Origin of the sequence: Capsulimonas sp. (assembly GCF_039929585.1) — a bacterium.
In the GTDB taxonomy this organism is placed as follows: domain Bacteria; phylum Armatimonadota; class Armatimonadia; order Armatimonadales; family Capsulimonadaceae; genus Capsulimonas.
In genome coordinates this window covers 1-20,572 of the sequence record NZ_JBDSQY010000152.1, presented here as the reverse complement: position 1 = coordinate 20,572, position 20,572 = coordinate 1, and the positions used below count along the sequence as shown (strand labels likewise).

The window sequence follows — 20,572 nt, the reverse complement described above, 5'->3', positions numbered from 1 at the left end:
TTGTCAGCACTTTTCCCGGTCCCGGCAGTAGGGGCGCTTCGGCGGGCGGCGCGGGCGGAGGCGTCTGCCCGGGAGGGGTATTGGCATGCAGCGCAGACGGCGCCATTGCCGTCAAAACCGCCAGTGTCAGAACGAGTCTTTGGGAATGCATGGGGGGTATTCCTTATTTCTTCACGGCCGCTGCGTCGCGCAGGGCGCCGAGGGTGCGGGCAACGATTGCGGTTTCCGCCGCTTCGCGCGGCGCGTCGTCTTTGTGATTGTTGGTGTATCGAATGAGGCCCGCCGGATCGAGGACAAAGGCGCGCGGGCATGGATCGGCATGATAAAGATCGCTTGTGACACGCATCCGTATGTCCGGCAGCAATGTCGTCTGTGTGAGGTCTAAGTTCGTCTCGGACGCAAACTGCTTCGACATCTCGGCGTCCCCAGTAAAAACGATCACCGTCGCGGGCGCGGGGCTGGACGCGGGAAGCGCCCCGCCGCGCTGGAACTGGCTCCAAAGCCGCGCGGTCTTGTGACACCAGGGGCAGCCGCAGAAGAAAAAGAGGGTGACGGGGCGGCCTTGGAACTCCGCCAGCGTGCGCGATTTGCCGTCGGTATCCGCAAGCGTAAACGCCGGGGCCGGCTTCGGCGCGGCGGCGGCCGGCGCGGCGGGCTTTTTCTTGATGGGAGCCCCGAGCGACGGCGAAGCAGCCAGAGCGGCTATCCAGGGGATCAACACGAGAATTTGGGCGGCGTTGCGAATAGACATAGGTATTACCTTCGTACGGTATTATATCACGCCGCGCGCAACTTTATCGCCGCGTTCGGGTCCGTGAGAGTAGGAAACACTATAAATGGACAACAATGCGGGCGCCGACACGCCCATGAACCGCAATAGCCTGAAGACACTTTTGCTCTCGTGCGCCGCCACGGTCGCGCTGTGGTTCGTCCCGCTGGCGTCCTTCGCGCTCTACCCACTGCGCCTCTTTGTCACGTTCATCCACGAAAGCGCGCACGCCCTCGCCGCGCTGCTCACCGGCGGGCGTGTCGCCGAGATACAGATCGAACCCGACGCTTCCGGCGTCACCATGACCTATGGGGGCTTCGGCCTGCTGATCGTGATGGCCGGCTATTTAGGGGCGACGGCGTACGGCGCCTGGCTGATCTCGCTCGGCCGGCGCGCACGCGCCGCGCACGCCGCGCTCTACGCCAGCGCCGCCGTGGTCGGCCTCGCCACCGTGCTCGCCGTCCGCCCCTGGCACAATTTCTTTGGCTTCGCCTGGGGCCTCATCATCGCCGCCTTGCTCGTCTGGGCCGGACGACGCATGTCCGCTCTCGCCGCCGAACGGACCGTGATGTTCCTGGGCGTGCAGTGCGTCGCGAACGCCCTCTACGATCTAAAAACGTTGGTCGGCCTCTCCACTATCCCCAATGGCCCCACGACCGACGCCGCCTTGATGTCGCAGATGATCCCGCTGCCGCCAGTGGTCTGGGCGGTATTATGGAGCGGAGCGGCGCTGGGGATTCTCTGGGCCGCGCTGCGGCCATACTGGCGGCGAGGAGCTTAATCCCTAATTCTGGGGACGCAGAGAAGATTAGGATGGTGGGATTAGGCAACCGCACGCACCGCCAGGTCCCCCAGCGTCACTGTATATCCGCGCTTTTCCCCGTTCGCCGCCCAGGCCACGGTGCATTCGCACGCCACGGCCACGGTGATCATGACGAGGTTGCGCGCTAAGGGATAGTCACACACATCGTCATTGCTGGGAGACGGCACGCGATAGCCGTCATTCCAAAGCACCTCGGCGTAGCCGTTCGCAAGACCGGCGTGCAGACAAGGAATGTTCGAAGTCAGACAATGCTGGGTCACGGCGGCGCGGGCCGCGCTGTTGTCAAACGCGTCAATGACCAGCGCGCTGCCCGCGAGCAGTTTGGCAATATTATCGGAAGCCAGCGTCTCCATGCGTGTCTCGACGGTAACGCCAAGGGCTCGATAAAGCGTGTTGGCAAGGATCTTCGCCTTTCCGGCGCCGATGTCGGAGCGGTAGTACGGCTGCGTCGAAAGATTGCGCTCCTCGACCCGGTCATGGTCGATCACCCGCAGACGGCCGAAACCCTGCCGCGCGAGGTTCTCGGCGATATTCGCGCCCAAAGCCCCCGCGCCGCAGATGGTGACCGGAAGATCGCGTATCGTGTGCATTGTCGCGTCGGTCCGATACAACTCTTCATGATAAAGGGCGGAAGTCCGGCTCATCGTTTTTCGTCCATCTTACCAACCAAAATCCTCGCGGCGCTCAATAACGCCGACCAGTGACTGCAAGTCGAAATCGTGGTCCCGGTCGCTCAGACAGATGCCTGAGCTGATGACGGTGAGATCTTTCTTGGCGATGGCGCTGGTGTGGCGCTCGCCGTCGCGCGTCGCCCAGTCGACCACCCAATATTCGCCGCGATCCTGAAAGTCGCGCAGATCTCCGCCGGCAAAGGCAAGAGCATCGCCCAATCTCTCGTTATCTCCTCGGCGCGCCCGCGCCGCGCGGCGGCGACGCTTCAGCGCCTCGAAACCAGCGGCCGCCTCCGCCGCCAGCGTATAGGCCACGCGCATCTCCGGGGTCAGGCCCGAAAAGCGCAGATCGTCCGGCGAAGTTGTTTCGCGCAGCGCGGTTCGAAGAGCTTCGGCGTGGCGAGGATCGGCGCGCCGGTCTTCATACGCGAACCACCAGACGCCGCCTCCGCCGTGCGCGATCACCTGTTCGAACGGCGCGGAGTCCGTCACAAGATGCGCAAGAATCGGCTGCGCCGCGCCAAGACGTCCGTTCATATCGGGTTCGTTTGCAGGATAGGCCAGCCACGTCTGCCCGCGCAGAGGACGCACCAGGCGCACGCGCAGCGACGGCAGCCGCGACAGATACTCCGACACCTGCGGCAGCGATGCTTCCTCCACCAAAGCCGCCCGGCGAGAATCTAACGGCTGGAAAACACCCCACCCTTCGAAGTCACTCGGCTCCGGCGCGAAGGTCTGCACCAACCCGCCCACTCGAACACGCACCTGCCCGCCAGGGACACAGGGGGCAAGGAAACGCGCATCGCGGACGCGCGCTTCCTCGGCGGATATTCGGCTGAGCAGAGCTTTGATGTTCATGGGTTTTGCATAATCATTGTTATGATTCGCGGATCAGGATGGCAGCACCGCCGCCGCGCAGTTTTCGCCGCTGGTGATGGCGCCGTTGATCGAACTGCTTTCCGTCCATTCGGCGGCGACATAAAGACCCGGCTGATCCGTTGTCACTCCCGGCAGACTTCCATACACGCCCGGCGGCTGCGGGAACTGCGAGTATGGGATTCGATAGACTTTCAAGGGCGCGTAGCTGGCGAGCGCCCGGACCGCTTCGCGGTCGGCGGCGTACATTTTGCGCAGGTCATCCATCGCGGCGTTGCAGAGCTGGGTATCGTCCATCTCCGGATCGCCGAGCACGGTGGCGCCGAGCAAATGCCGGCCCATCGGCGCGTAGCTGGGGGCGACATTGCTGATCTGCTGAGCGTCGTTGACGAACGCGTCTTTGTCAGCATTGAGGACGAGCTTTTTGCTGTCGCTCAGCGCCTTGTCGCCGGCGAAATAGATCGTTGCCTTGCCAAGCGCGCCTTCGGGCGCGGGCAGACCAGCAAGATGCGCGGCGGCCGGCGCGGGGACAGCGAGCACCACGGCGTCGGCGTCGATCGTTTCCCCGGTCTCCAGGACAACTCCCGTGGTTCGCCCCTCCCTCTGCATTAAGCTTCGTACCGGCGCGTTCAATCGAATTGCGCCGGCCTCTCGCAGCGGCGCGGCGAGCTGCTGGGTGACCGCTCCCATGCCGGCGGACGGCACGGCGGTCTGTCCGGTGCTCAGCATCCGGAAGTAAAAGCGAAACGCAGCCGCCGTGGTCGAAAGGTCGCGCTTCAGCAAGATGCCGCCGTAGAAGGGGCGAAAAAAGACGTCGATCGTCGAGTCGTGGAATCCCAGGCCTTTCAGATAATCGTAAGTCGATTGATCGTCAGGCTCATAAGGGTCGAAACCGCTGCCGATCCCCGAGAGGGATTGTGACAATTGCAGCGTGCGCAGCTTGTCCGTGACAGGGATCGCAAGGTTTGCCGCTGCGCCGGCGACATCAGCCCAGTTATGATCGCGCAGCGGGTCGGTCAGTACGCTCTGGCGGCCGCCCCGGCAGATAATCGCGCCCGGATCGAAGGCGCGCAGGTCCAGCGCCCCGATGTCGAGATTGCGCTTCACCGCCGGATAGGCGTCGAACAGCACCTGGAAGCCGCGATCCAGAATAAATCCGTCGACGATATCCGAGCGAACGCGCCCGCCGACATCATCGCTCGCTTCCAGCACCACGACCTCGACGCCCGCGCTGTGCAGATGGCGCGCGCAGGTAAGCCCCGCCAGTCCCGCGCCCACGATACATACCTTCATAGAATCCCGTCCCTTCTGTAATCACAGAAGAGTTAGGGGGGCGAGGCCGGGTTTCCTGCCTCGCCCTTCTCCAATCACGGTTAGTCGTCACCCCGGCGGAATCCGAGACGGCCGTCGCCATCTTCGAGTTCGCCCATCGCCTCGGGAGTGCGCGTCCGTTTGAGATGCTCGCGCATCTCGCCGATCTGGCCGAGCACGGCTTCCGCGAACGCCGCATCCAGGACAATCGCGCCTTCCTGAGCGCGCTGGAGCGCCGCAGAGACGAGCACTTCCTTGAGATACGCCGGCGTAAAGCCGTCCGTGCGTTCGGCGACTTGAGCGACGAGCGCTTCGACATTCACATCGACCGTAATAAGCGGCGCCAGGTTCGGCCGGCTCAGAACATAGCGGCAGTACGCCGCGCGCTCCGCCAGCGCCGGAGGCCCAATATGGAAGACACGGTCGAAGCGAGACGGGCGCCGCAGCAGCGCCATGTCGATCTTCTCCGGATGATTGGACGAGGCGATCACAAGCACGCCGTGGTTGCTCCGGAACCCGTCCATCTCGTTCAGGAAGATCGTACGGTTGAACTCATTGATCAAACCGTCCACATCCTCAAATGCGAGAATGCAGGGCGCGAGCTTTCGGGCGCGCTTGAAGATGGATTTGATCGCTTCCTCATTCTCATATTCGCTCAGATCGCGCACATACAGAAACGGCAGGTCCGGCAGCGCCGCTGCGGCGGCTTTGCAGACCATGGTTTTGCCAGTTCCCGGGGGTCCGACCAGCAGGACGCCGCGACGCCAGGCGAAGCCCAGGGCCTCATATGCCTCGCGGCTTCCGGCAAAGCCCTCGACCGCTTCCCGAAGACGTGTCATCATCTCTGGCGCCAGCACGATGTCGTCCCAGGTGACCTTGCCGATCTCTTCGTCCAGATCTTCGGCGTGCTCCCAGCCGGCGGCCCAGCGCAGGCTGCGGCCGGACGGGTATTCGGAGTACTCGATCATCGCCGTCGAAAACTCACGCAGCAGCTCTGGATCGGCGGCGAGACAGACGACTTCCATCACCCGGTTGCTGGCCGGCGTCAGCACCAGCTCCACAGTCTGACCACACCAGTCTGCGGCGAACCAGCCAAAAAGATGCTCGCTCTTGTTGTCGACACGCGTCTGATACAGATGGGTCGAAGAAAGCAAACTGCGCATCCCTCCGCATTTCTCGTTCAGAAAGCGCGTGAACATCACGCGGTCCGGCCACATAGACAGAGTGGCGTACTCAGGACGCCGCGTGCGAAGCGCATGGATCAGCGCATCACCATGTTCATCGTAGTCGAAGCCGCGCAGGGCTTCATTCATAATCTCATCGCGCCAGGAAAGCGCCGTCATCTCGGCGTGCGCGCCGTTCCGGTGTGAAGTTGTTTCTAAAGTACTCATAATTGACTTCTTTATCGATTTTAGGTGTGCAGTCGATAAATAGTAACGTCCATAAAGTTATCCGTATCAGCTCTGTTTTCGTTCCCCGGTTATAAAAACCGGGTCTGGGAAGCGCTTTGCGCTAACTGTCCGTGCCGGACAGACAAACATTGATGGTCGATTATCCATAGTTTGTTCGTCCGGAACGGACGATTAGTCGCGCAGCGACTCCCCAGACCCGGTTTTTATAACCGGGGAACGACTGTGGTTTAGGCTAAAGAAACCAGGTTCAAGCCTCACCACTCATCCCGCTCCGGCAGCGGCGTGTCCAGAATCTCCATCAGCAGCTCCAGGCGCGACGGGCGCGTGAGCAGCGGGACGAGGTTCGGCAGCGCGTAGTAGTCGCCGGCGAAGGTGAACGTGTCCACCGTGACCTGCTTCTCTTTGAGCTTGTTCTCCACCCAGTTTCCTGCATGGCCGACCTTGACGATCACGACACTGGGCGCAATGTTGAGATCGCGCTTGTACGCCTCGTAGACATCCGCGAAGTACGGCGCCGTGTTTTCGCCCTCGTCGGTGACGAGGATGATCTGCTCGGCGATCTGCTTCTTGAGACGCATCGCTTCCAGAGCGCAGCCGACGCTGGTGCCGCCGCCGGCCTTGATCAGCTGGAAGGCGCGCTCCCAGTCGCTGAGCTCCGCTCCCTTCGCCGTGACGGGATACGCCAGCGTGTCGAAGGCGTAGACCCAGAGGCCGGCTTCGGCGACGCCGGAGATCATCGCGGCGATCCGCTTGCCCAGCTCGATCGCGCAGTCCATCGAACCCGATTTGTCGACCAGCAGCGCCGTGGAGCGCTTGATCGTTCCACGCGCCTTGATCTGCGTGTCGGCGATCTTGGACAGCCGCTCGGTCATCTCCGCGTCCAGATCCGCCGCATCGGCAGCGACCCGGGTTTTGAAGACGGACACACGGCCATGCGTCTCGGCCTGCTTCAGCTTGTCGTCGATCAGCGCCTTGACGTCCGGATGGTCCATCGCGCCGCGCGCCTTCAGCGATTTCAAGTTGTTGATGACCTCCTGCGGCGACATCGACGCGATCAGGGCGACAAGAACGACGGGAGTCACCTTCGACACCGCGCCGATCGCGACCGTGTACGGAATCGCATGCTCGACGATCAGCTGCGCCTGCGCTTCCGGCGTCTCCGCCTTCGCGATCAGTTTCAGCATATACGCCAGGCTATCCACAGGCGGCTGATCGCCAAAGAGGATCTCGTTGGCGCGGACGCCCGGCGCGATGTGCAGCGTCGCATAGAGATGCTTCATCGCCTTGCGGCCACGCAACGCGGCCCGGTCGAACTGCTTCGGATCCCGCTCGCGGCGACGCAGATAGCGCGTGACCGCCGTCCGCGCCGAGCGCGGCGCTTTGCCGAGATGCTGTTTCAGAAAGTCCACCACCCGAGCGACCTGGTAAGGCGGCATCTCCTGGAGCAGCATATAACCCGCCTCCCGGTGCTCGCCGATGTCGCTCGCGAGCAAGTTTCCAACAAAGACTTCCTTGTGGTCGCGCACATCGCCGTTGCGGTGATACCAGACCGCAAGGTGACCGTAGAAGATCGGATCCAGACCACGCATCTCCTTGTGTCCCTCGGCAACCTTCGCCAGCTCACGGTGCGGCGTGGTCAGTAAGCTGTTCAATATTTCCAGGCGCACATCGCGCTCAAAAGTCTGCATTTCAAACCTTCCTGTCCAGCAATAATTTCTTTTGTATCGTCATAAGTTTCTCCCGTGCAAGTCGACGCCGCTGTTGCATGAGACGCATTTGGCATGCGTCGTGGCTGTTGCAGAGCCAGTCGGGTATGTAAGCGGCGCGCGTTGGGGCGCGGGAGAAACTTATTCAATTTTTTGAAGCGCGCGCAAGTTTGGAAAGCAATTTTTTTCAGTGCTCTATCCACTGAGCTACAGGCCCTTTCGAGCCTGGAAGGATTCGAACCTCCGACCGCTGGCTCCTTAAGCGTATGTATGCTTTCACCATCAGGGCGCGCGCCCCGCTGTCCCACCAAGTACTAGTCTCCCCCGCGCAAGTCCGCGTCGCTGTTGTTACAAATTCAAACGCTCTACCACTGAGCTACAGCCAAGGCTGGTGGGATTCGGACCCACGACATTCTGATTACCTGATGTATGTAAGCGACGCGCGTTAGGGCGCGGGAAAGTTGTATTTTTGTTATTTCATAATTTCAATTTACCGCACTATTCTCAAGGCTAGTAAGATAATCAAAGGCGTACTCGACGTTGTACTGCTCGTCGGGAGCGATTTGCGACACCGTGTTGACATTCGCCATCAGAATAGCGAGAGCGGAACTTGGCTCCAACAGCACATCAAACGCTTTTTGATTCTCGTCGGACATCTCTGGACGCGTGGTTAAACCTAATACTTGGCGCGCGATGAACAGGCAGTAATTGGCGCGTATTCGCAGATCATCACTGCTCCCGAGATCTTTGAACATCTGGGCAATGGATTCGCCGAACGCTCCTAAAAATACAAGCGCTTCATCAATGTACAGCGAGGCGTCGCCCTCGCTGTCACTCATAGCGTCTTCGGTATGAGCAAGCACGAAGCGAAAAATCGCATGGCGCTGCTCCCGGTCCATTGGCGCTTCCGTGTCTTCCAAGGCTCGCAGCAGCATGGATAGGAAGTTATCCGTGTCATCGAGCCAAGGCTCCGGGCAAACCTCCAGCAGCCACGGAATGTAATACGCAATCTCTTTCCAGCGGCCAAAGCATCGGCATCCATCCCACAGGATCGGAAGAAAATCATTTTCGCTCATGCGGGCCGGGTCAAGAGACAAAAACTTCTGAATGTCGCTCGGTTCGTAGCATATGCGGCAATGGCCGATTGTTCGCGGTTTCGTGCGCTGCTTGAATGCGCCGCGCAGCTCCACCATCGCCTGATCCACACGGACGCCCATCACAATCTCCCAGGTCAATCTTAAAATCGAAGCGCGCGCAAGTTTGAAAAGCAAGTTTTTGGTGCTCTAACCAACTGAGCTATAGGGCCAGCTTGGCGACCCCAGAGGGACTCGAACCCCCGACCTCCCGCTTAACAGGCGAATGTATGCTTTTGCTGTTGGGGCGCGCGCCCCGTTTCCCGGTTCAACCGTAAACGGCTTCGGGCCGAACGATCAGGTCACCGCTAGCGGTGCGGTCAATGACGTAATCTTTCAGGGTGTCGAGGCCGACATCGAACCGGCCGGCGAGGCGGGTGCGGATCTCGTCGTCTGTCTGCGCGGCGGTGATATTCAGTTCCCGCTCGGTCAAATCGTACGAGCGGCCTTCAAAACGCACATGGACCATGATTCTTTCCTTTCACAATCAATTTCTAGTGCAAACACAAACAAAAACGCCCCCTCGGCACGGTGAGTGTGCAGAGGGGGCGTTCATTTCGAAACGTCCCGAGGAGAAGTTCTGACAACGTTTAGGAAGCCAGCTCTCCTTTCTCTGCACCCGCGCCAATGCGATCCGTGATGACGGGCTGCGACGGTCGCAGTGTCTCCACGGTAAACGCCCCAAACGGCCTTCGGGCGTCTTTATTCAATTGGATATTAATATTGAGCATTGCGTGATTACGATTCTATTGCGGCCCCGACTGGCGGCTGTCCGGCAATTGAGGACGATTATACACGGGGCATTCCAGGAATGTCAAGGGGTATGGGGATTTATTTTCAGGGCGATGACGACGCGCGAATTCGCCTATATACAAACAGATGATCGTAATCTAACAGCCGTATCGCGCCAGCACGGATTCGACCTGCGGCCAGTATTGTTCGCCGAACATATTCAGGTGGACCAACAAGGGGTAGAGCTGATGCAGCGGACGGCGCAAGAGATACTCGCCGGGAAGTGGGTAGGCGCTCTGGTAAGCTTCAAGGAACCCGGGCGGGAAGCCGCCGAAGAGCTGGATGTAGGCGAGTTCGACTTCACGGTCGCCATAGTAGACGGCGGGATCGAGGACGATCGGGTCTTCGCTCTGCTGAAGGAAATTGCCGCTCCAGAGGTCGCCGTGCAGAAGGCATGGGAGGAAACGGCCGTCGGCGAGAATCGTATCGACCTGATCGAGAAGGCGATGCAGACGCGATTCGCGGTCACCTGGGAGGCGGCCGAGGCGCGAGGCGATGGTGACTTGCGGCAGGAGGCGGCGCTCGCGGTAGAAGTCCGGCCAGGTCATCCGCCAAGCGTTCGGCTGCGGGAGGGCGCCGATGAAGTTGTCGCGCTCCAGGCCAAACAGACCATTCTCCGATGTCGCCGTGCGGTGCTGATGGGCCAGACCTTCGCCGAAGCGCCGGGCGAATTCTTCTACATCGCCGGGCATTGGCAGGAGATACTCCATCAGAATAAAAGACGGTGTAACAGCAGACTCTTGATTCAGACTGGCGAGAAGAGCGGCGCCGGCGGGCGCATCGGAGACGGCGAGAATCTTCGGAACGCGCAGCGCGCCGGCGGCGCGAAGGCGCTCCAGGCCGTCGGCTTCGGCGGCGAAGAAGCCAGGCGGGCCGTCGGAATTCCATTTGACGACGATCGGTCCGTGCGCGGTATCCACGCGCGCGGCCTGGTTAATCATGCCGCCGGCAAGAGCCTGGGCGCCCTGGGGAGCGGCGCCGAGGAGCTGGGTTATAGTGTCGTGCAGGGCGGGCGGGAGAACGCTCACAGGCCGTGTTCCTCGCGGATATGGGCTAAGAGGCCTTCGGAAGCGGCCGTCACGAGTTCGTAGGTTTCCTCGAAGTTGCCGGTGTAGTACGGATCGGGGACTTCGGTAAGCCCTATATGCGACGCGAAGCTCAGAAACGAGACGACCTCCGCGCGGCCCGCACCCATAGCGCTGACATTCGAGAGATTCTGGTCGTCCATCGTGACGATATAGTCGAACTCACTCAGATCGCGGCGCGCGATCTGCCGTGCCCGGCCATTGTACTCCACGGCGTTTTTCGCCAGAATTCGGCGCGTACCCGAGTGCGGCGGCTGCCCCACATGCCAGTCGCCGGTGCCGGCGCTGTCCGCCTCCATCTCCGACGCCAGCCCCGCCTCGCGCACTTGATGCGCGAAAACGGCCTCGGCCATTGGCGAACGGCAAATATTGCCCAAACACACGAAGAGAACACGGATCATAGCAAACCCAACCTCACACGAAATTAAAGTGGCTTTCGTTCAAAAATCAGCAGCGAGACGCCTTGGCGCGGCAGGTCAAAACGCGCCTCCAGACGGCCATTTTCCACTGATACGAACCGGGGATCATGCAGCGCCGCCAGCTGCCCCGCCTTTTCTAAAAGCGCGTACTGCGCGGGCGTCGGCTGCTGAGGAGACCCTAGCTCTTTCCAGAGGGTATAGGCGTTGCTGTGGCGCTCGTCAACGCGATAATGCTGCAGTGTGACCGGGCCGTCGCCCCACGGCAGGCTGCGCAGACGCAGCTCGACCGAGGCTGGCGCGCCCGGAACATCGTCATCGTGATAATGCCAGACAAGAACGGCGAGACGGTCACCAGCGCGCGAGGCCAGCGCGGAGACATCGGGGGTGATCCGCACGCCATGCTTGCGCATCTCTTCGAGCCCTGCATCCGCCGAGCTTTCAACGGCGACTCGGTCACCGCTCATCTTGCTCATCATTCGGAAGACGTTCAGGACAGGAAGATCGATCCCATTGGTCGCCAGCTGCCGGAAGCCGGCAAAATACGGGACATCTTCAAAGGTAAACGCCCAGGTCACTGCTCCTTGCAGATTCACGCCGTGCTTGGCGGCCAGATCATGCATCCGCGCGAAAGCGGCCGCCGTGTAGGATGAGTAGAGGGTCCCGTTGCGATAGCCGAGCTGCGGCCCCTGGCAGGCGGCGCATCCATCTGGGTCCGCTTCACCGATCACAATGGGAGTTCCCTTGTACTCAGGAAAAGAGGCGATGACGGCGAATGCGCCGTCGATATCGTTGAACTCGTGAGACAGCCCCATACGCACATGGCTGTCCGTGAAGCCGGGATATCCCTTGGCGTGAAAGGCGAGGAAGTCCAGCGGCGAACCTGTCTTACCAGTGGCGTAGTTCGTCCCACCCGCGCAATGCTCTAAAAACTTGCGGAGAAAATCTCCGCCCGCGCCGCCGGCCACTTCGGGTCCGCCCACGCGTGCTGTTGGCAAAGCGCGGCGCACGCCATCTACCGCGTAGTCATAGAGCTTGCAGTATTCCTCGAATGTCCCGCGCCAGTAGCCGATGTTGGGTTCGTTCCATACTTCCCAGTACCAGGATTCAACTTCGGCGCGGCCGTACTTCTCCACACAATGCTTCGTCCAGCGGAAGACTAGCTCGCCCCACTTCCCATAGTCTTTCGGCGGATACGCCCAGCCTGTGTAGATCTCATCGTATTTGGCGGCAGGCGTCCAGTGATGCCGATACGGCTCCGGATGGGTCGACATCGCCTCCGGCATGAAGCCGATCTGGACATAAGGCTTTACGCCGCGCTGGAGTCCCGTATCAAAAATGTGATCGACGATTGTCCAGTCATACACGGCGTTACCGGCGGCGTCCTCGGTATAAGCGTTCGTCGAACCCCACTTCAACGCTGGCGTCCCATCCCCGCTCGTCAGCAAATTATGCGTCCGAAAATAGACATGCTTGCGCTTGAGATCGCCCAGCTCTCCCATAAGCTTGGCGCCGTTTTTCATGGTGCTGTAGTTTGGCTCATCCGCGCCGAAGAACCGCCAGATCGGCGTCAGCTCTCCCAGGGAATGAGCGGCGTCCACCCGGATTGTGACCGGGAACGTGGCGGGTATGTCCGCGTGCGCGACGGCTTCGGCGCCGAGCGCAGATACGGCTAAAGACATTCCAAACATCTGGATCACCTCGCGGCGGGAAAAGGAACGGGGATCGGACATGCGCAGTTACCTCAGAATCCGCCTTCGGCGGGAGTACTAGCGCGGGTATTATACCAGCCTCGGCTTATTCTACGGCAATATCAGCACGAGACGCCTTTGCCAAAGAATATGCGCGCGACGCGCGATGGTACAATATGAGTGCGCGCTCTTGATGCGACGATGCAGTGGTTTCAGAGCGCTAGAACGAGACCCATGAAACGATTAAATTTTACTTTTGGCGATGAGACTTGCGAGCTGCGGAATCATCAGGAAAGCTGCCCCATATGAGTCGAACAGCGGACGTCATGATGAGCGATTCCGCCGGCGGCGCACGCCCACAAGCCGTCCTTTTCGATCTGGACAATACGATTTACGACCGCGAGGCGGCGTTCGGGCGCTGGCTGCTCTGGTTTCTGGATGAAGTTTTGAAATTGGAGGACACAGAAGAGCGCGCGGCGCTGACGGCGGAAATCACCGCCATGGACGCCCATGGGTATGGCTCGAAGCGGGCGATCTTTCAGCGGCTGCATGAGCGCTATCCGGCCGCGCCAGGAACCCCGTCCACCTCAGTGGAGGCGTTCTACGAGCAGTTTTTCACGCAGATGCATGTGGAGCCAGAGGCGCGAGCGATGCTGGCGACGCTGAGTGATTTCCACATTCCCTATGGGATCGTCACGAATGGGTCGCGGGTGCAGTCGCGCAAAATTGCCGTGCTTGGCCTGGGCGACGGCGCTGCCTGCGTGATCGTCTCAGGGTTGGTCGGATGCGCCAAACCCGATCCGGAGATATTTGCGCTTGCGGCTCGCAAGATGGAAATGGCGCCGTCTGAGATCCTCTTTGTCGGCGATAATCCCCGTAACGACATCTGGGGAGCGCGCAATGCCGGAATGCGGACGGCGTGGCTGCGCCTCGGCCACCCCTGGCCGAGCGATACCTGCGGCCCGCCGCCCGACATCACTCTGGATCGCATCGAAGATCTGCTCGGCGTTATTCTTTGACCGGAGCCACCGTCAGATACTGCACGCTGAACAGCTTGCTGGGATCGGTCCAGAAGCGGCTGACCTGGAAGCCGGCGGATTCGGCGAGCCGGGCGAAGCCGTCCCGGCTGTATTTGTAGGAGCACTCAGTGTGAATCGTCTCGCCGGCGGCGAAGGTCACGGCGCCTTCGCAAATATTCACGGTCTGGTCTTTTTGACTGACCAGATGCATCTCGATCCGCCCTAGCTCTTCGTTGTAGAAGGCATGGTGCGCGAAGCTGTCCAGATCGAACTCCCCACGCAGTTCTTGATTGATCCGGTCCAGCACGTTCAGATTGAACGCGGCGGTGACGCCCCTGGCGTCGTTGTAGGCGGCATGCAGCACATCCGGGTCTTTTTTCAGATCGACGCCGATGAGAAGCCCACCGCCCTCGCCGCACAATGCGGCGATCTGGGCGAGGAAGAATTGCGCCTGGCGCGGATGGAAGTTGCCAATCGTGGAGCCGGGAAAGTACGCGACCGTACGCGAGGCCGAACGCGCGGTCTCCGGCAGAGCGAACGGCGTGGTGTAGTCGGCGCAGACCGGCAGGATCTCTAGCTGGGAATAGCGGCGGCGCAGACCCTCGGCGGTTTTGTGCAAATGGACCCGGGAGATATCGACCGGGACATAGGCGGCGAGGTCCGGCGCACTGTCCAATAAGATCCGCGTTTTGGTGCTGCTGCCGCTGCCGTACTCCACCAGGCGGCAGTCGGGACCGAGCAGCGCCGCCATTTCCTTGGCGTGGCGCTCCATGATCGCGGCTTCCGTGCGGGTCGGATAGTATTCGTCCAGCTCACAGATCTCATCGAAGAGCTGCGAGCCGCGCTCATCGTAGAAGTACTTGCATGGCAGGGTTTTCACCGGCAGGGTCAGTCCCGCCATCACCTCAGCGTAAAAGTCGGCGGTCTCCGAAGAAGATTCTGGGGCATTGGCCACAGCGGCTTTGGGATCGGCGGCGTGCGCGGCGGCGCGCGTCATCTCTACAATCGGCATGTGTCATCCTTTGCTAGTCGAATGCCCATGAATTGCCAGCGGGCGTCCGGTGAGAAGAAGTTCCGATAGGTCGATCGAATATGGGTCTGGGAGGTGGCGCAGGAGCCGCCGCGCAGCACGTATTGGCTGGACATAAATTTGCCGTTATACTCCCCAAGGGCGCCGGGAGCGGCGCGGTATCCGGGATACGGGGTGTAGGGACTTTGCGTCCACTCCCACACATCACCGAACATCTGGCGCAGCCCGGGCGCGTCGCCGGTCAACGGGGCGGGATGGAAGCGCTCGCCCTCGACGAAGTTGCCTTCCACGGCGACGCCCCTCGCGGCGACTTCCCACTCGGCCTCGGTCGCAAGACGCGCGCCGGCCCAGGCTGCATACGCCTCGGCCTCAAAGAAGCTGACGTGGCATACGGGTTCCGACGGGTCCACCGGGCGCGGTCCGGACAGCGTCATCTGCGTCCAGCTTCCATCGCCCTGCCGCTCCCAGTATAGCGGCGCCTCCCACCCGCGCGCCTGCACGATGCTCCAGCCTTCGGCAAGCCAGAATTCGGGGCGATGGTATCCGCCGTCCTCGATAAAGGCGAGATATTCTCCCGCCGTTGTCAGACGCGACGCGAGTTGGAACGGCTGCAAAAACGTCTGATGGCGCGGCCCTTCGTTGTCGTAGGAGAATCCCTCGCCCTCGTGACCGATCCAGTCCAGGCCACCGTCGAACGAAACCCACGTCAGTTCAGGCGTGGGGGCCGCCGCCACAGGCCTGGCGGAACGATAGACCGGCAGCAGGGGGTTTTCCGAGAACATATGCTTGAGGTCGGTGACCATGAGCTCTTGATGCTGCTGTTCGTGATGCAGACCGATCTCGATGACCGATTCCATTGACGTAATCGTATCCGGCGCGCCGGCGGTAAAGAAGGCGCGCATCGCCTCGTCCACATGGGCGCGGTAGGTATATGTCTCATCGACGGTCGGACGTGAGATCAGGCCGCGTTTGGCGCGGCAGTGCCGGTCACCGACGCTGTTATAGTACGAGTTGAAGAGAAAATCGTACTGCGCGTGTGGGGATTGGTAGCTGGGATCAACCGCCTTCAAGACGAACGTCTCGAAAAACCAGCTGGTGTGCGCCAAATGCCACTTCGCCGGACTGCAGTCCGGCATGGATTGAATGGCGTAATCTTCCGTCACAAGAGGCGCGCAGATCTTTTCCGTGAAGGCGCGCACGGTTTCATATTGCACGGCAAGCGCGGCGTTCCGCTCCTTGTGAGGAGCGACGAGAGCAGACGACATACAGGTTGACCTTTCTATCGCATGGCGCGAGCGCCTGTTTAGTCGAGCGTGAGAAAAAGATTGTTGAGCGACTCCATCAATGTGGGATGCGCGAATACTCCGTCGCGCAGCGCCGTATAGGGCACCTTGCCCATCATCGCGATCTGAAGCGCGCCCATGACTTCGCCGCCGTCCAGTCCGAGAATGGCGACGCCCAGGATCTGACCGCTCTCCGTGTCCACGAGCGCCTTCATAAAGCCCCGGCTTTCATCCGTCTCCAGAGCGCGCGCGACACTCGACATCGGCAGCTTCGCGACTTTGTAAGCGATTCCCTGCGCCTTCGCTTCCGTCTCGGATAAGCCGACACGACCTAGCTGCGGATCGATGAACACCGTATAGGGTGTCGGCCGGTCCGTCACCGAGCGCCGGCCGCCGTCCAGCAGGTTCGCTTTTAAGATCCGAAAATCGTCGTAAGAGATATGCGTGAACGCCGGGCCGCCTTTGACGTCGCCCATAGCATAGACACCGGGAACACTCGTTTCGAGCCGGTCGTTCACAATAATATTTCCCTGTTTGTCCAGCGCGATTCCGGCCGCATCCGCGCCCAGGCGGTCCGTGTTTGGCCTGCGTCCCGTCGCCACCAAGAGATGCGAACCCGAAAGCACGCGCTCCGCGCCGTCGATCTTCACCGTCAGGCGCACGCCGTCGCTATTTCCTTCGACGCTTTGCGCCTGGGCGCCAAGCAAAACTTCGATCCCGTCCTCGCGGACGATCTTCAGCACCTCATCCGTCACATCCTGATCTTCGCGTCCCAGCAGCTGTCCGGACCGCTGCACGATCGTCACCGCGCTGCCGAAGCGCCGGAACATCTGCGCAAATTCCAGCGCGATGTACCCACCGCCTAGTACCAGTAAATGCTCGGGAACGGCGTTCAGTTCCATCACCGACGTGGAATCGAGAAATGGAGTATCGGCAAGCCCTGGCAGATCCGGCGGCGCGGGCCGCGCGCCCGCGTTGATCACGACGACATCGCCCGTCAATCGCCGCTCCCCGCCCTCGCGCAGCGCCACGGCGATTTCCTTCGGCCCGGTAAACCGCGCTTCGCCGTAAATCAGACTGATCCCATCGGTCGTTTCCAGCCGATGCTCCGTCCCGCCGCGAAAATCCTTCACGATCGCCCGCTTGCGTTCCCGAACGACCGACAGATCCACCGAGACATCTCCCGTACGCACGCCATAATCGCCGGCGCGACGCGCCAGATACGCCACGCGCGCGCTCGCGACCATCGTCTTGGTGGGCGTGCATCCGTAATTGACGCATGTCCCGCCGACGGCGTCCCGCTCCACCAGCGCCGCCGTTTTGCCCGCCGCCGCAAATGCCCGCGCCAGCGGATCGCCCGACTGCCCCGCGCCAATAATCACCACATCGTAATGCTCAGCTTGCGCCATAACGCCTCATTTCCAAAACAAACTTTGCTTGCTGAAGTCGGCAACAATTGAGAGTATAGAGAAGTTCCATAAACGAGAAAAGTGCGGACGCACTGGGACTTCAAAGCCTCAACAGAGATACCCAGAAATGAGACGATCAAACAAATGTTCTTCGAAAAACAATGAAAAGATATGGATTGCCGTCTTCTTCGCCTCCTAGGCATAATCTATGACCTCCGCCTGATGACCATGGCTGCTCACACCCGCCCTCGCAAGATCGAAGACGCCATTTCTCTGAATAGCTTGGCTGGTTCCTATAGTCGTCCAGAGAAATCGAAGCCTCGAACTACTCTAAGCTTAAAGTTTTGAGAAATCATGGACGAAGAGCCGCGTCAAGCTCACGAAGCAACTCTCCCACACGCCCGCCTCCCGCAGGAGCAGCGGGATATCGAGTGAGAACCAAGGCAACAGTCGTATGCGCATGCTCAATAGCCCAATCGCGACACTCCGCACCAACACTCCGATTGTCACCCGCTTCCAACTCTGCTGCCCGTGCCGCATATGCAGCAGAGCCCAGTATGTGCCCTACTTGATGCGCTTTTGCCAGTGGATGAAGAAACGCGGCGCCAACCGCCTGAGTGGCAGCCTGTGCCGCCTCAGCTGCTGCGGGCGCATTCACTTTTACAGCACGCCCCGCCTTAAAGGCCGCTAAGCCGCTTGCCCGCAACGTATTCGAACGTTTCCCATCCTTCGAAAAAGCGAACGCAGCCTCAATGGCTTCGCGCGGTCGTGAATCGTCAGGAACGTATCGTTCAAAGATAGGCAGCGCCCTGAGCGCGCATTCTACCGCAAACCCCGCAATCTCGCGCAGCTCATCAATGCTGAGCTCAATTTCATCAGATCTATTTGTCGGCATAGATTTAGGCGTCTCCTATTATTTGAGTAGAACAGCTTAAAAGACTAGATTTATTTCTCCGATTGTTAGACGGAAATCTCTCAGCATATCTCACTGGCGGAAGTCTGCAAGCGGGCGCCGCATGGAAATATTTGCCTGCTATCGGCGCTGAGGTTTCATGAGATCGGAACGCAGGCGCCTCACGAAGTATGGCTGGCGATTCATCCCAAAGCTCGAAAACCCAATCTTGATTATCCCCCACTCCATATCGTTCGGTTCTCCGGACTAGCCATGTCTGAGGGGCTGGAAACTCATATGACGGAACAAGGAGAGGTGCGCGTTTACTCGGCTGCGAAGACTGTTGTGGATTGCTTTCGTTAACGAAATCGGATTGGGCTGGATGTGGCGCTGGAGGCGCTGCAAGAGTCGCTGAGGTCGCGGCTTGTGACTGTGGATGAACTTTGGGGATACGCCACGACACTGCGAACTGCAAATGTCATTCGTCCTTATCTGGAATCCCTCACACGACTTCCAATTTCTTATGCCAATCGTCCACACACGCAGTGATGATGCTCCACTTTGTCGCACATGGAACATCCAATAACGCAGTTGGGTTTAACTCAGCCGCGTCCCCTACTCCTTCCGTTTAGCCGCCACTTCCACCTCACACACCCATTCACAAAAATAAATTTTTACCATTTCTTCACACCTCTTGACTTAGAGCGCTCTAAGTTTTCCATACTGAATCACGACAGACAGGAATGACACGGGTAGATTAGACTTATGCAAACCAAAAGCAATTCGGCGGTTCTCGAGAAAGTGGGCCTGACGGTGCAGGAAATGGCGCTGGAGAGTGGGCTCAGCACGCATACCCTTCGTTATTATGAGCGGATCGGGCTGCTGACGCCGATCCCGCGTGACCGCAGCAGTGGACATCGGCGATATTCTCTGGATTCCATCGGCGTGCTGAATACCCTGTCTTGCCTGCGGGCGACGGGGATGTCTATCGACGATATGCGGCGCTTTTTACAACTGCGGCAGCAGGGAAATATCGTTGCTGGGGAGCAGAAGAGACTGTTTGCGGCCCATGAGGCGGCGCTTACTCGTGAACTGGAGATGATGAAGCTGCGGCTGGATTATGTGGCGGGCAAGGTGGCGTATTGGGCGGCGGTTGAGGAGGGCGATACGGCGAAGGCTCAGGAAATCGCCGAGGAGAACCGATGCCGGGGCAATCAAGTGAAAGCGAAAAGGGGCGAATGATGAAAACATGGTTTATCACGGGAACATCCCGTGGGTTTGGCCGCCAGTGGACCGAAGCGGCTCTAGAGCGTGGCGACCAAGTCGCCGCGACGGCGCGTAACACTGAGAGCCTGAACGATCTCGTGGAGCGCTTTGGGGATCAGATATTTCCGATCGCGCTGGACGTCACCGACCGAGAAGCGGACTTCGCGGCGGTCAAGGTCGCGCACGAGCATTTCGGCCAGTTGGATGTGATTGTGAATAACGCCGGTTATGGACTCTTCGGCGCGGTGGAAGAGGTCAATGAAGAGGAAGCGCGGGCGCAGCTGGAGACGAATTTATTCGGCGCGCTGTGGGTGACCCAGGCGGCCCTGCCTTACCTGCGCGCTCAGGGACACGGACATATTCTGCAAGTGTCCAGCATCGGCGGCGTGGCGGCGTTCGCCGGCCTGGGACTTTATCACGCGTCCAAGTGGGGATTGGAAGGTTTCAGCGAAGCGCTCAGCCAGGAGGTCGCCCCCTTCGGCATTCATGTGACGATCATAGAACCGGGCGGGTTCTCTACCGACTGGAGCGGCAGCTCGGCAGCGCGGGCCACGCCGAACCACGCCTACGACGGAATGCGGGAAGCCCGGGCCAAGCGGGCAGGCGGTATGAAGGCCGGCGACCCGACTGCCACTAGCGCAGCCATCCTGAAAGTGGTCGACGCCGAAAACCCGCCGCTGCGCCTGCTGCTGGGTGCGTTCGCCACTGAGATAATCCCAAAGGTCTACGAGCAGCGCCTGAAGACATGGGCCGAATGGACGGACGTCTCCCGCGCAGCCGATGGGGAGTAGCGCGATTTGTCCCTTATTTGAGCAAGTCAAATCAAAGGGGCCATCGAATAAGGCTGGCGGTTAAAACCGCGCCTGCATGAGCGCAGAAACCCACCTGCGTGGGTTACATAATCCTTGACGATAATGTCTTATGTGTGCACCACTTCAGACGGCGCCGTTCTCGATTATGTAACCCACGCAGGTGGGTTTCTGCGCTC

General features: G+C 60.2%; 19 protein-coding genes. 4 read left to right on the top strand and 15 right to left on the bottom strand.

What is annotated here, in order from left to right:
• Window positions 1-163: 163 nt before the first annotated feature.
• Window positions 164-751: a redoxin domain-containing protein gene (locus ABIZ35_RS10660; protein WP_348219880.1), complete on the bottom strand. Its 588-nt coding sequence runs from the start codon at window positions 749-751 to the stop codon at window positions 164-166.
• Window positions 752-836: 85 nt separating this feature from the next.
• Between ABIZ35_RS10660 and ABIZ35_RS10655 the strand changes: the two genes are divergently transcribed.
• On the top strand, window positions 837-1,550 hold the full coding sequence (locus ABIZ35_RS10655) for a M50 family metallopeptidase (RefSeq protein ID WP_348219879.1): 714 nt from the start codon (window positions 837-839) through the stop codon (window positions 1,548-1,550).
• Window positions 1,551-1,591: 41 nt separating this feature from the next.
• Here the strand turns inward: ABIZ35_RS10655 and ABIZ35_RS10650 are convergent, their stop codons facing one another.
• From ABIZ35_RS10650 to ABIZ35_RS10605, 10 genes are all read right to left on the bottom strand, one after another.
• Window positions 1,592-2,236, bottom strand: a complete 645-nt coding sequence (locus ABIZ35_RS10650) for a ThiF family adenylyltransferase (RefSeq protein WP_348219878.1) — start codon at window positions 2,234-2,236, stop codon at window positions 1,592-1,594.
• Between the two features lie 15 nt (window positions 2,237-2,251).
• Window positions 2,252-3,121 (bottom strand): hypothetical protein, encoded by an 870-nt coding sequence (locus ABIZ35_RS10645; protein ID WP_348219877.1) that lies wholly within the window; start codon window positions 3,119-3,121, stop codon window positions 2,252-2,254.
• A gap of 33 nt (window positions 3,122-3,154) precedes the next feature.
• On the bottom strand, window positions 3,155-4,432 hold the full coding sequence (locus ABIZ35_RS10640; RefSeq protein WP_348219876.1) for an NAD(P)/FAD-dependent oxidoreductase: 1,278 nt from the start codon (window positions 4,430-4,432) through the stop codon (window positions 3,155-3,157).
• 80 nt (window positions 4,433-4,512) lie between these two features.
• Window positions 4,513-5,841: an ATP-binding protein gene (locus ABIZ35_RS10635; RefSeq protein ID WP_348219875.1), complete on the bottom strand. Its 1,329-nt coding sequence runs from the start codon at window positions 5,839-5,841 to the stop codon at window positions 4,513-4,515.
• A 275-nt stretch (window positions 5,842-6,116) separates the two neighbouring features.
• A complete protein-coding gene (locus tag ABIZ35_RS10630; RefSeq protein WP_348219874.1) occupies window positions 6,117-7,550 on the bottom strand; it encodes a hypothetical protein in 1,434 nt (477 codons plus the stop codon).
• Between the two features lie 503 nt (window positions 7,551-8,053).
• Window positions 8,054-8,773: a hypothetical protein gene (locus ABIZ35_RS10625; RefSeq protein ID WP_348219873.1), complete on the bottom strand. Its 720-nt coding sequence runs from the start codon at window positions 8,771-8,773 to the stop codon at window positions 8,054-8,056.
• Between the two features lie 196 nt (window positions 8,774-8,969).
• The gene (locus tag ABIZ35_RS10620; protein ID WP_348219872.1) at window positions 8,970-9,170 is read right to left on the bottom strand and encodes a hypothetical protein; all 201 of its coding nucleotides are present in this window, start codon (window positions 9,168-9,170) and stop codon (window positions 8,970-8,972) included.
• Window positions 9,171-9,591: 421 nt separating this feature from the next.
• The gene (locus ABIZ35_RS10615; RefSeq protein WP_348219871.1) at window positions 9,592-10,521 is read right to left on the bottom strand and encodes a fructosamine kinase family protein; all 930 of its coding nucleotides are present in this window, start codon (window positions 10,519-10,521) and stop codon (window positions 9,592-9,594) included.
• Window positions 10,518-10,979, bottom strand: coding sequence for a low molecular weight protein-tyrosine-phosphatase (locus tag ABIZ35_RS10610; protein WP_348219870.1), 462 nt, complete (start codon window positions 10,977-10,979; stop codon window positions 10,518-10,520). Before ABIZ35_RS10610 ends, ABIZ35_RS10615 begins: the two co-directional genes overlap by 4 nt.
• Before the next feature lie 23 nt (window positions 10,980-11,002).
• Complete coding sequence (locus ABIZ35_RS10605) at window positions 11,003-12,727, bottom strand: beta-xylosidase (RefSeq protein WP_348219869.1); 1,725 nt, start codon at window positions 12,725-12,727, stop codon at window positions 11,003-11,005.
• A gap of 263 nt (window positions 12,728-12,990) precedes the next feature.
• Here ABIZ35_RS10605 and ABIZ35_RS10600 point away from each other — a divergent pair, with 263 nt between their 5' ends.
• Entirely contained in the window at window positions 12,991-13,704 is a 714-nt protein-coding gene (locus ABIZ35_RS10600) for an HAD family hydrolase (protein ID WP_348219868.1), read from the top strand.
• Here ABIZ35_RS10600 and egtD read toward each other — a convergent pair.
• The 4 genes from egtD to ABIZ35_RS10580 all read right to left on the bottom strand — a co-directional run bounded on the left by egtD (window position 13,694) and on the right by ABIZ35_RS10580 (window position 18,321).
• Window positions 13,694-14,716, bottom strand: coding sequence for an L-histidine N(alpha)-methyltransferase (egtD, locus tag ABIZ35_RS10595; RefSeq protein ID WP_348219867.1), 1,023 nt, complete (start codon window positions 14,714-14,716; stop codon window positions 13,694-13,696). The genes ABIZ35_RS10600 and egtD overlap by 11 nt on opposite strands.
• Window positions 14,704-15,999, bottom strand: coding sequence for an ergothioneine biosynthesis protein EgtB (egtB, locus tag ABIZ35_RS10590; protein WP_348219866.1), 1,296 nt, complete (start codon window positions 15,997-15,999; stop codon window positions 14,704-14,706). The genes egtD and egtB overlap by 13 nt, the downstream gene beginning before the upstream one ends.
• Window positions 16,000-16,037: 38 nt before the next feature.
• Window positions 16,038-17,426: a mercuric reductase gene (locus ABIZ35_RS10585; RefSeq protein ID WP_348219865.1), complete on the bottom strand. Its 1,389-nt coding sequence runs from the start codon at window positions 17,424-17,426 to the stop codon at window positions 16,038-16,040.
• 352 nt (window positions 17,427-17,778) lie between these two features.
• On the bottom strand, window positions 17,779-18,321 hold the full coding sequence (locus tag ABIZ35_RS10580) for a putative immunity protein (RefSeq protein WP_348219864.1): 543 nt from the start codon (window positions 18,319-18,321) through the stop codon (window positions 17,779-17,781).
• Window positions 18,322-19,083: 762 nt separating this feature from the next.
• Between ABIZ35_RS10580 and ABIZ35_RS10575 the strand changes: the two genes are divergently transcribed.
• Window positions 19,084-19,560 (top strand): MerR family transcriptional regulator, encoded by a 477-nt coding sequence (locus ABIZ35_RS10575; protein ID WP_348219863.1) that lies wholly within the window; start codon window positions 19,084-19,086, stop codon window positions 19,558-19,560.
• The gene (locus tag ABIZ35_RS10570; protein ID WP_348219862.1) at window positions 19,557-20,375 is read left to right on the top strand and encodes an SDR family oxidoreductase; all 819 of its coding nucleotides are present in this window, start codon (window positions 19,557-19,559) and stop codon (window positions 20,373-20,375) included. Before ABIZ35_RS10575 ends, ABIZ35_RS10570 begins: the two co-directional genes overlap by 4 nt.
• Window positions 20,376-20,572: the final 197 nt, after the last annotated feature.

Bases quoted from the DNA above. Each gene is read 5' to 3' on its own strand.
- ABIZ35_RS10570 (WP_348219862.1), top strand. From the start codon at position 19,557: ATGATGAAAACATGGTTTATCACGGGAACATCCCGTGGGTTTGGCCGC.
- ABIZ35_RS10575 (WP_348219863.1), top strand. From the start codon at position 19,084: ATGCAAACCAAAAGCAATTCGGCGGTTCTCGAGAAAGTGGGCCTGACG.
- ABIZ35_RS10630 (WP_348219874.1), bottom strand. From the start codon at position 7,550: ATGCAGACTTTTGAGCGCGATGTGCGCCTGGAAATATTGAACAGCTTA.
- ABIZ35_RS10635 (WP_348219875.1), bottom strand. From the start codon at position 5,841: ATGAGTACTTTAGAAACAACTTCACACCGGAACGGCGCGCACGCCGAG.
- ABIZ35_RS10585 (WP_348219865.1), bottom strand. From the start codon at position 17,426: ATGGCGCAAGCTGAGCATTACGATGTGGTGATTATTGGCGCGGGGCAG.
- egtD (WP_348219867.1), bottom strand. From the start codon at position 14,716: ATGCCGATTGTAGAGATGACGCGCGCCGCCGCGCACGCCGCCGATCCC.
- ABIZ35_RS10600 (WP_348219868.1), top strand. From the start codon at position 12,991: ATGAGTCGAACAGCGGACGTCATGATGAGCGATTCCGCCGGCGGCGCA.
- ABIZ35_RS10610 (WP_348219870.1), bottom strand. From the start codon at position 10,979: ATGATCCGTGTTCTCTTCGTGTGTTTGGGCAATATTTGCCGTTCGCCA.
- ABIZ35_RS10650 (WP_348219878.1), bottom strand. From the start codon at position 2,236: ATGAGCCGGACTTCCGCCCTTTATCATGAAGAGTTGTATCGGACCGAC.
- ABIZ35_RS10655 (WP_348219879.1), top strand. From the start codon at position 837: ATGGACAACAATGCGGGCGCCGACACGCCCATGAACCGCAATAGCCTG.
- ABIZ35_RS10640 (WP_348219876.1), bottom strand. From the start codon at position 4,432: ATGAAGGTATGTATCGTGGGCGCGGGACTGGCGGGGCTTACCTGCGCG.
- ABIZ35_RS10605 (WP_348219869.1), bottom strand. From the start codon at position 12,727: ATGTCCGATCCCCGTTCCTTTTCCCGCCGCGAGGTGATCCAGATGTTT.
- egtB (WP_348219866.1), bottom strand. From the start codon at position 15,999: ATGTCGTCTGCTCTCGTCGCTCCTCACAAGGAGCGGAACGCCGCGCTT.
- ABIZ35_RS10580 (WP_348219864.1), bottom strand. From the start codon at position 18,321: ATGCCGACAAATAGATCTGATGAAATTGAGCTCAGCATTGATGAGCTG.
- ABIZ35_RS10620 (WP_348219872.1), bottom strand. From the start codon at position 9,170: ATGGTCCATGTGCGTTTTGAAGGCCGCTCGTACGATTTGACCGAGCGG.
- ABIZ35_RS10645 (WP_348219877.1), bottom strand. From the start codon at position 3,121: ATGAACATCAAAGCTCTGCTCAGCCGAATATCCGCCGAGGAAGCGCGC.
- ABIZ35_RS10660 (WP_348219880.1), bottom strand. From the start codon at position 751: ATGTCTATTCGCAACGCCGCCCAAATTCTCGTGTTGATCCCCTGGATA.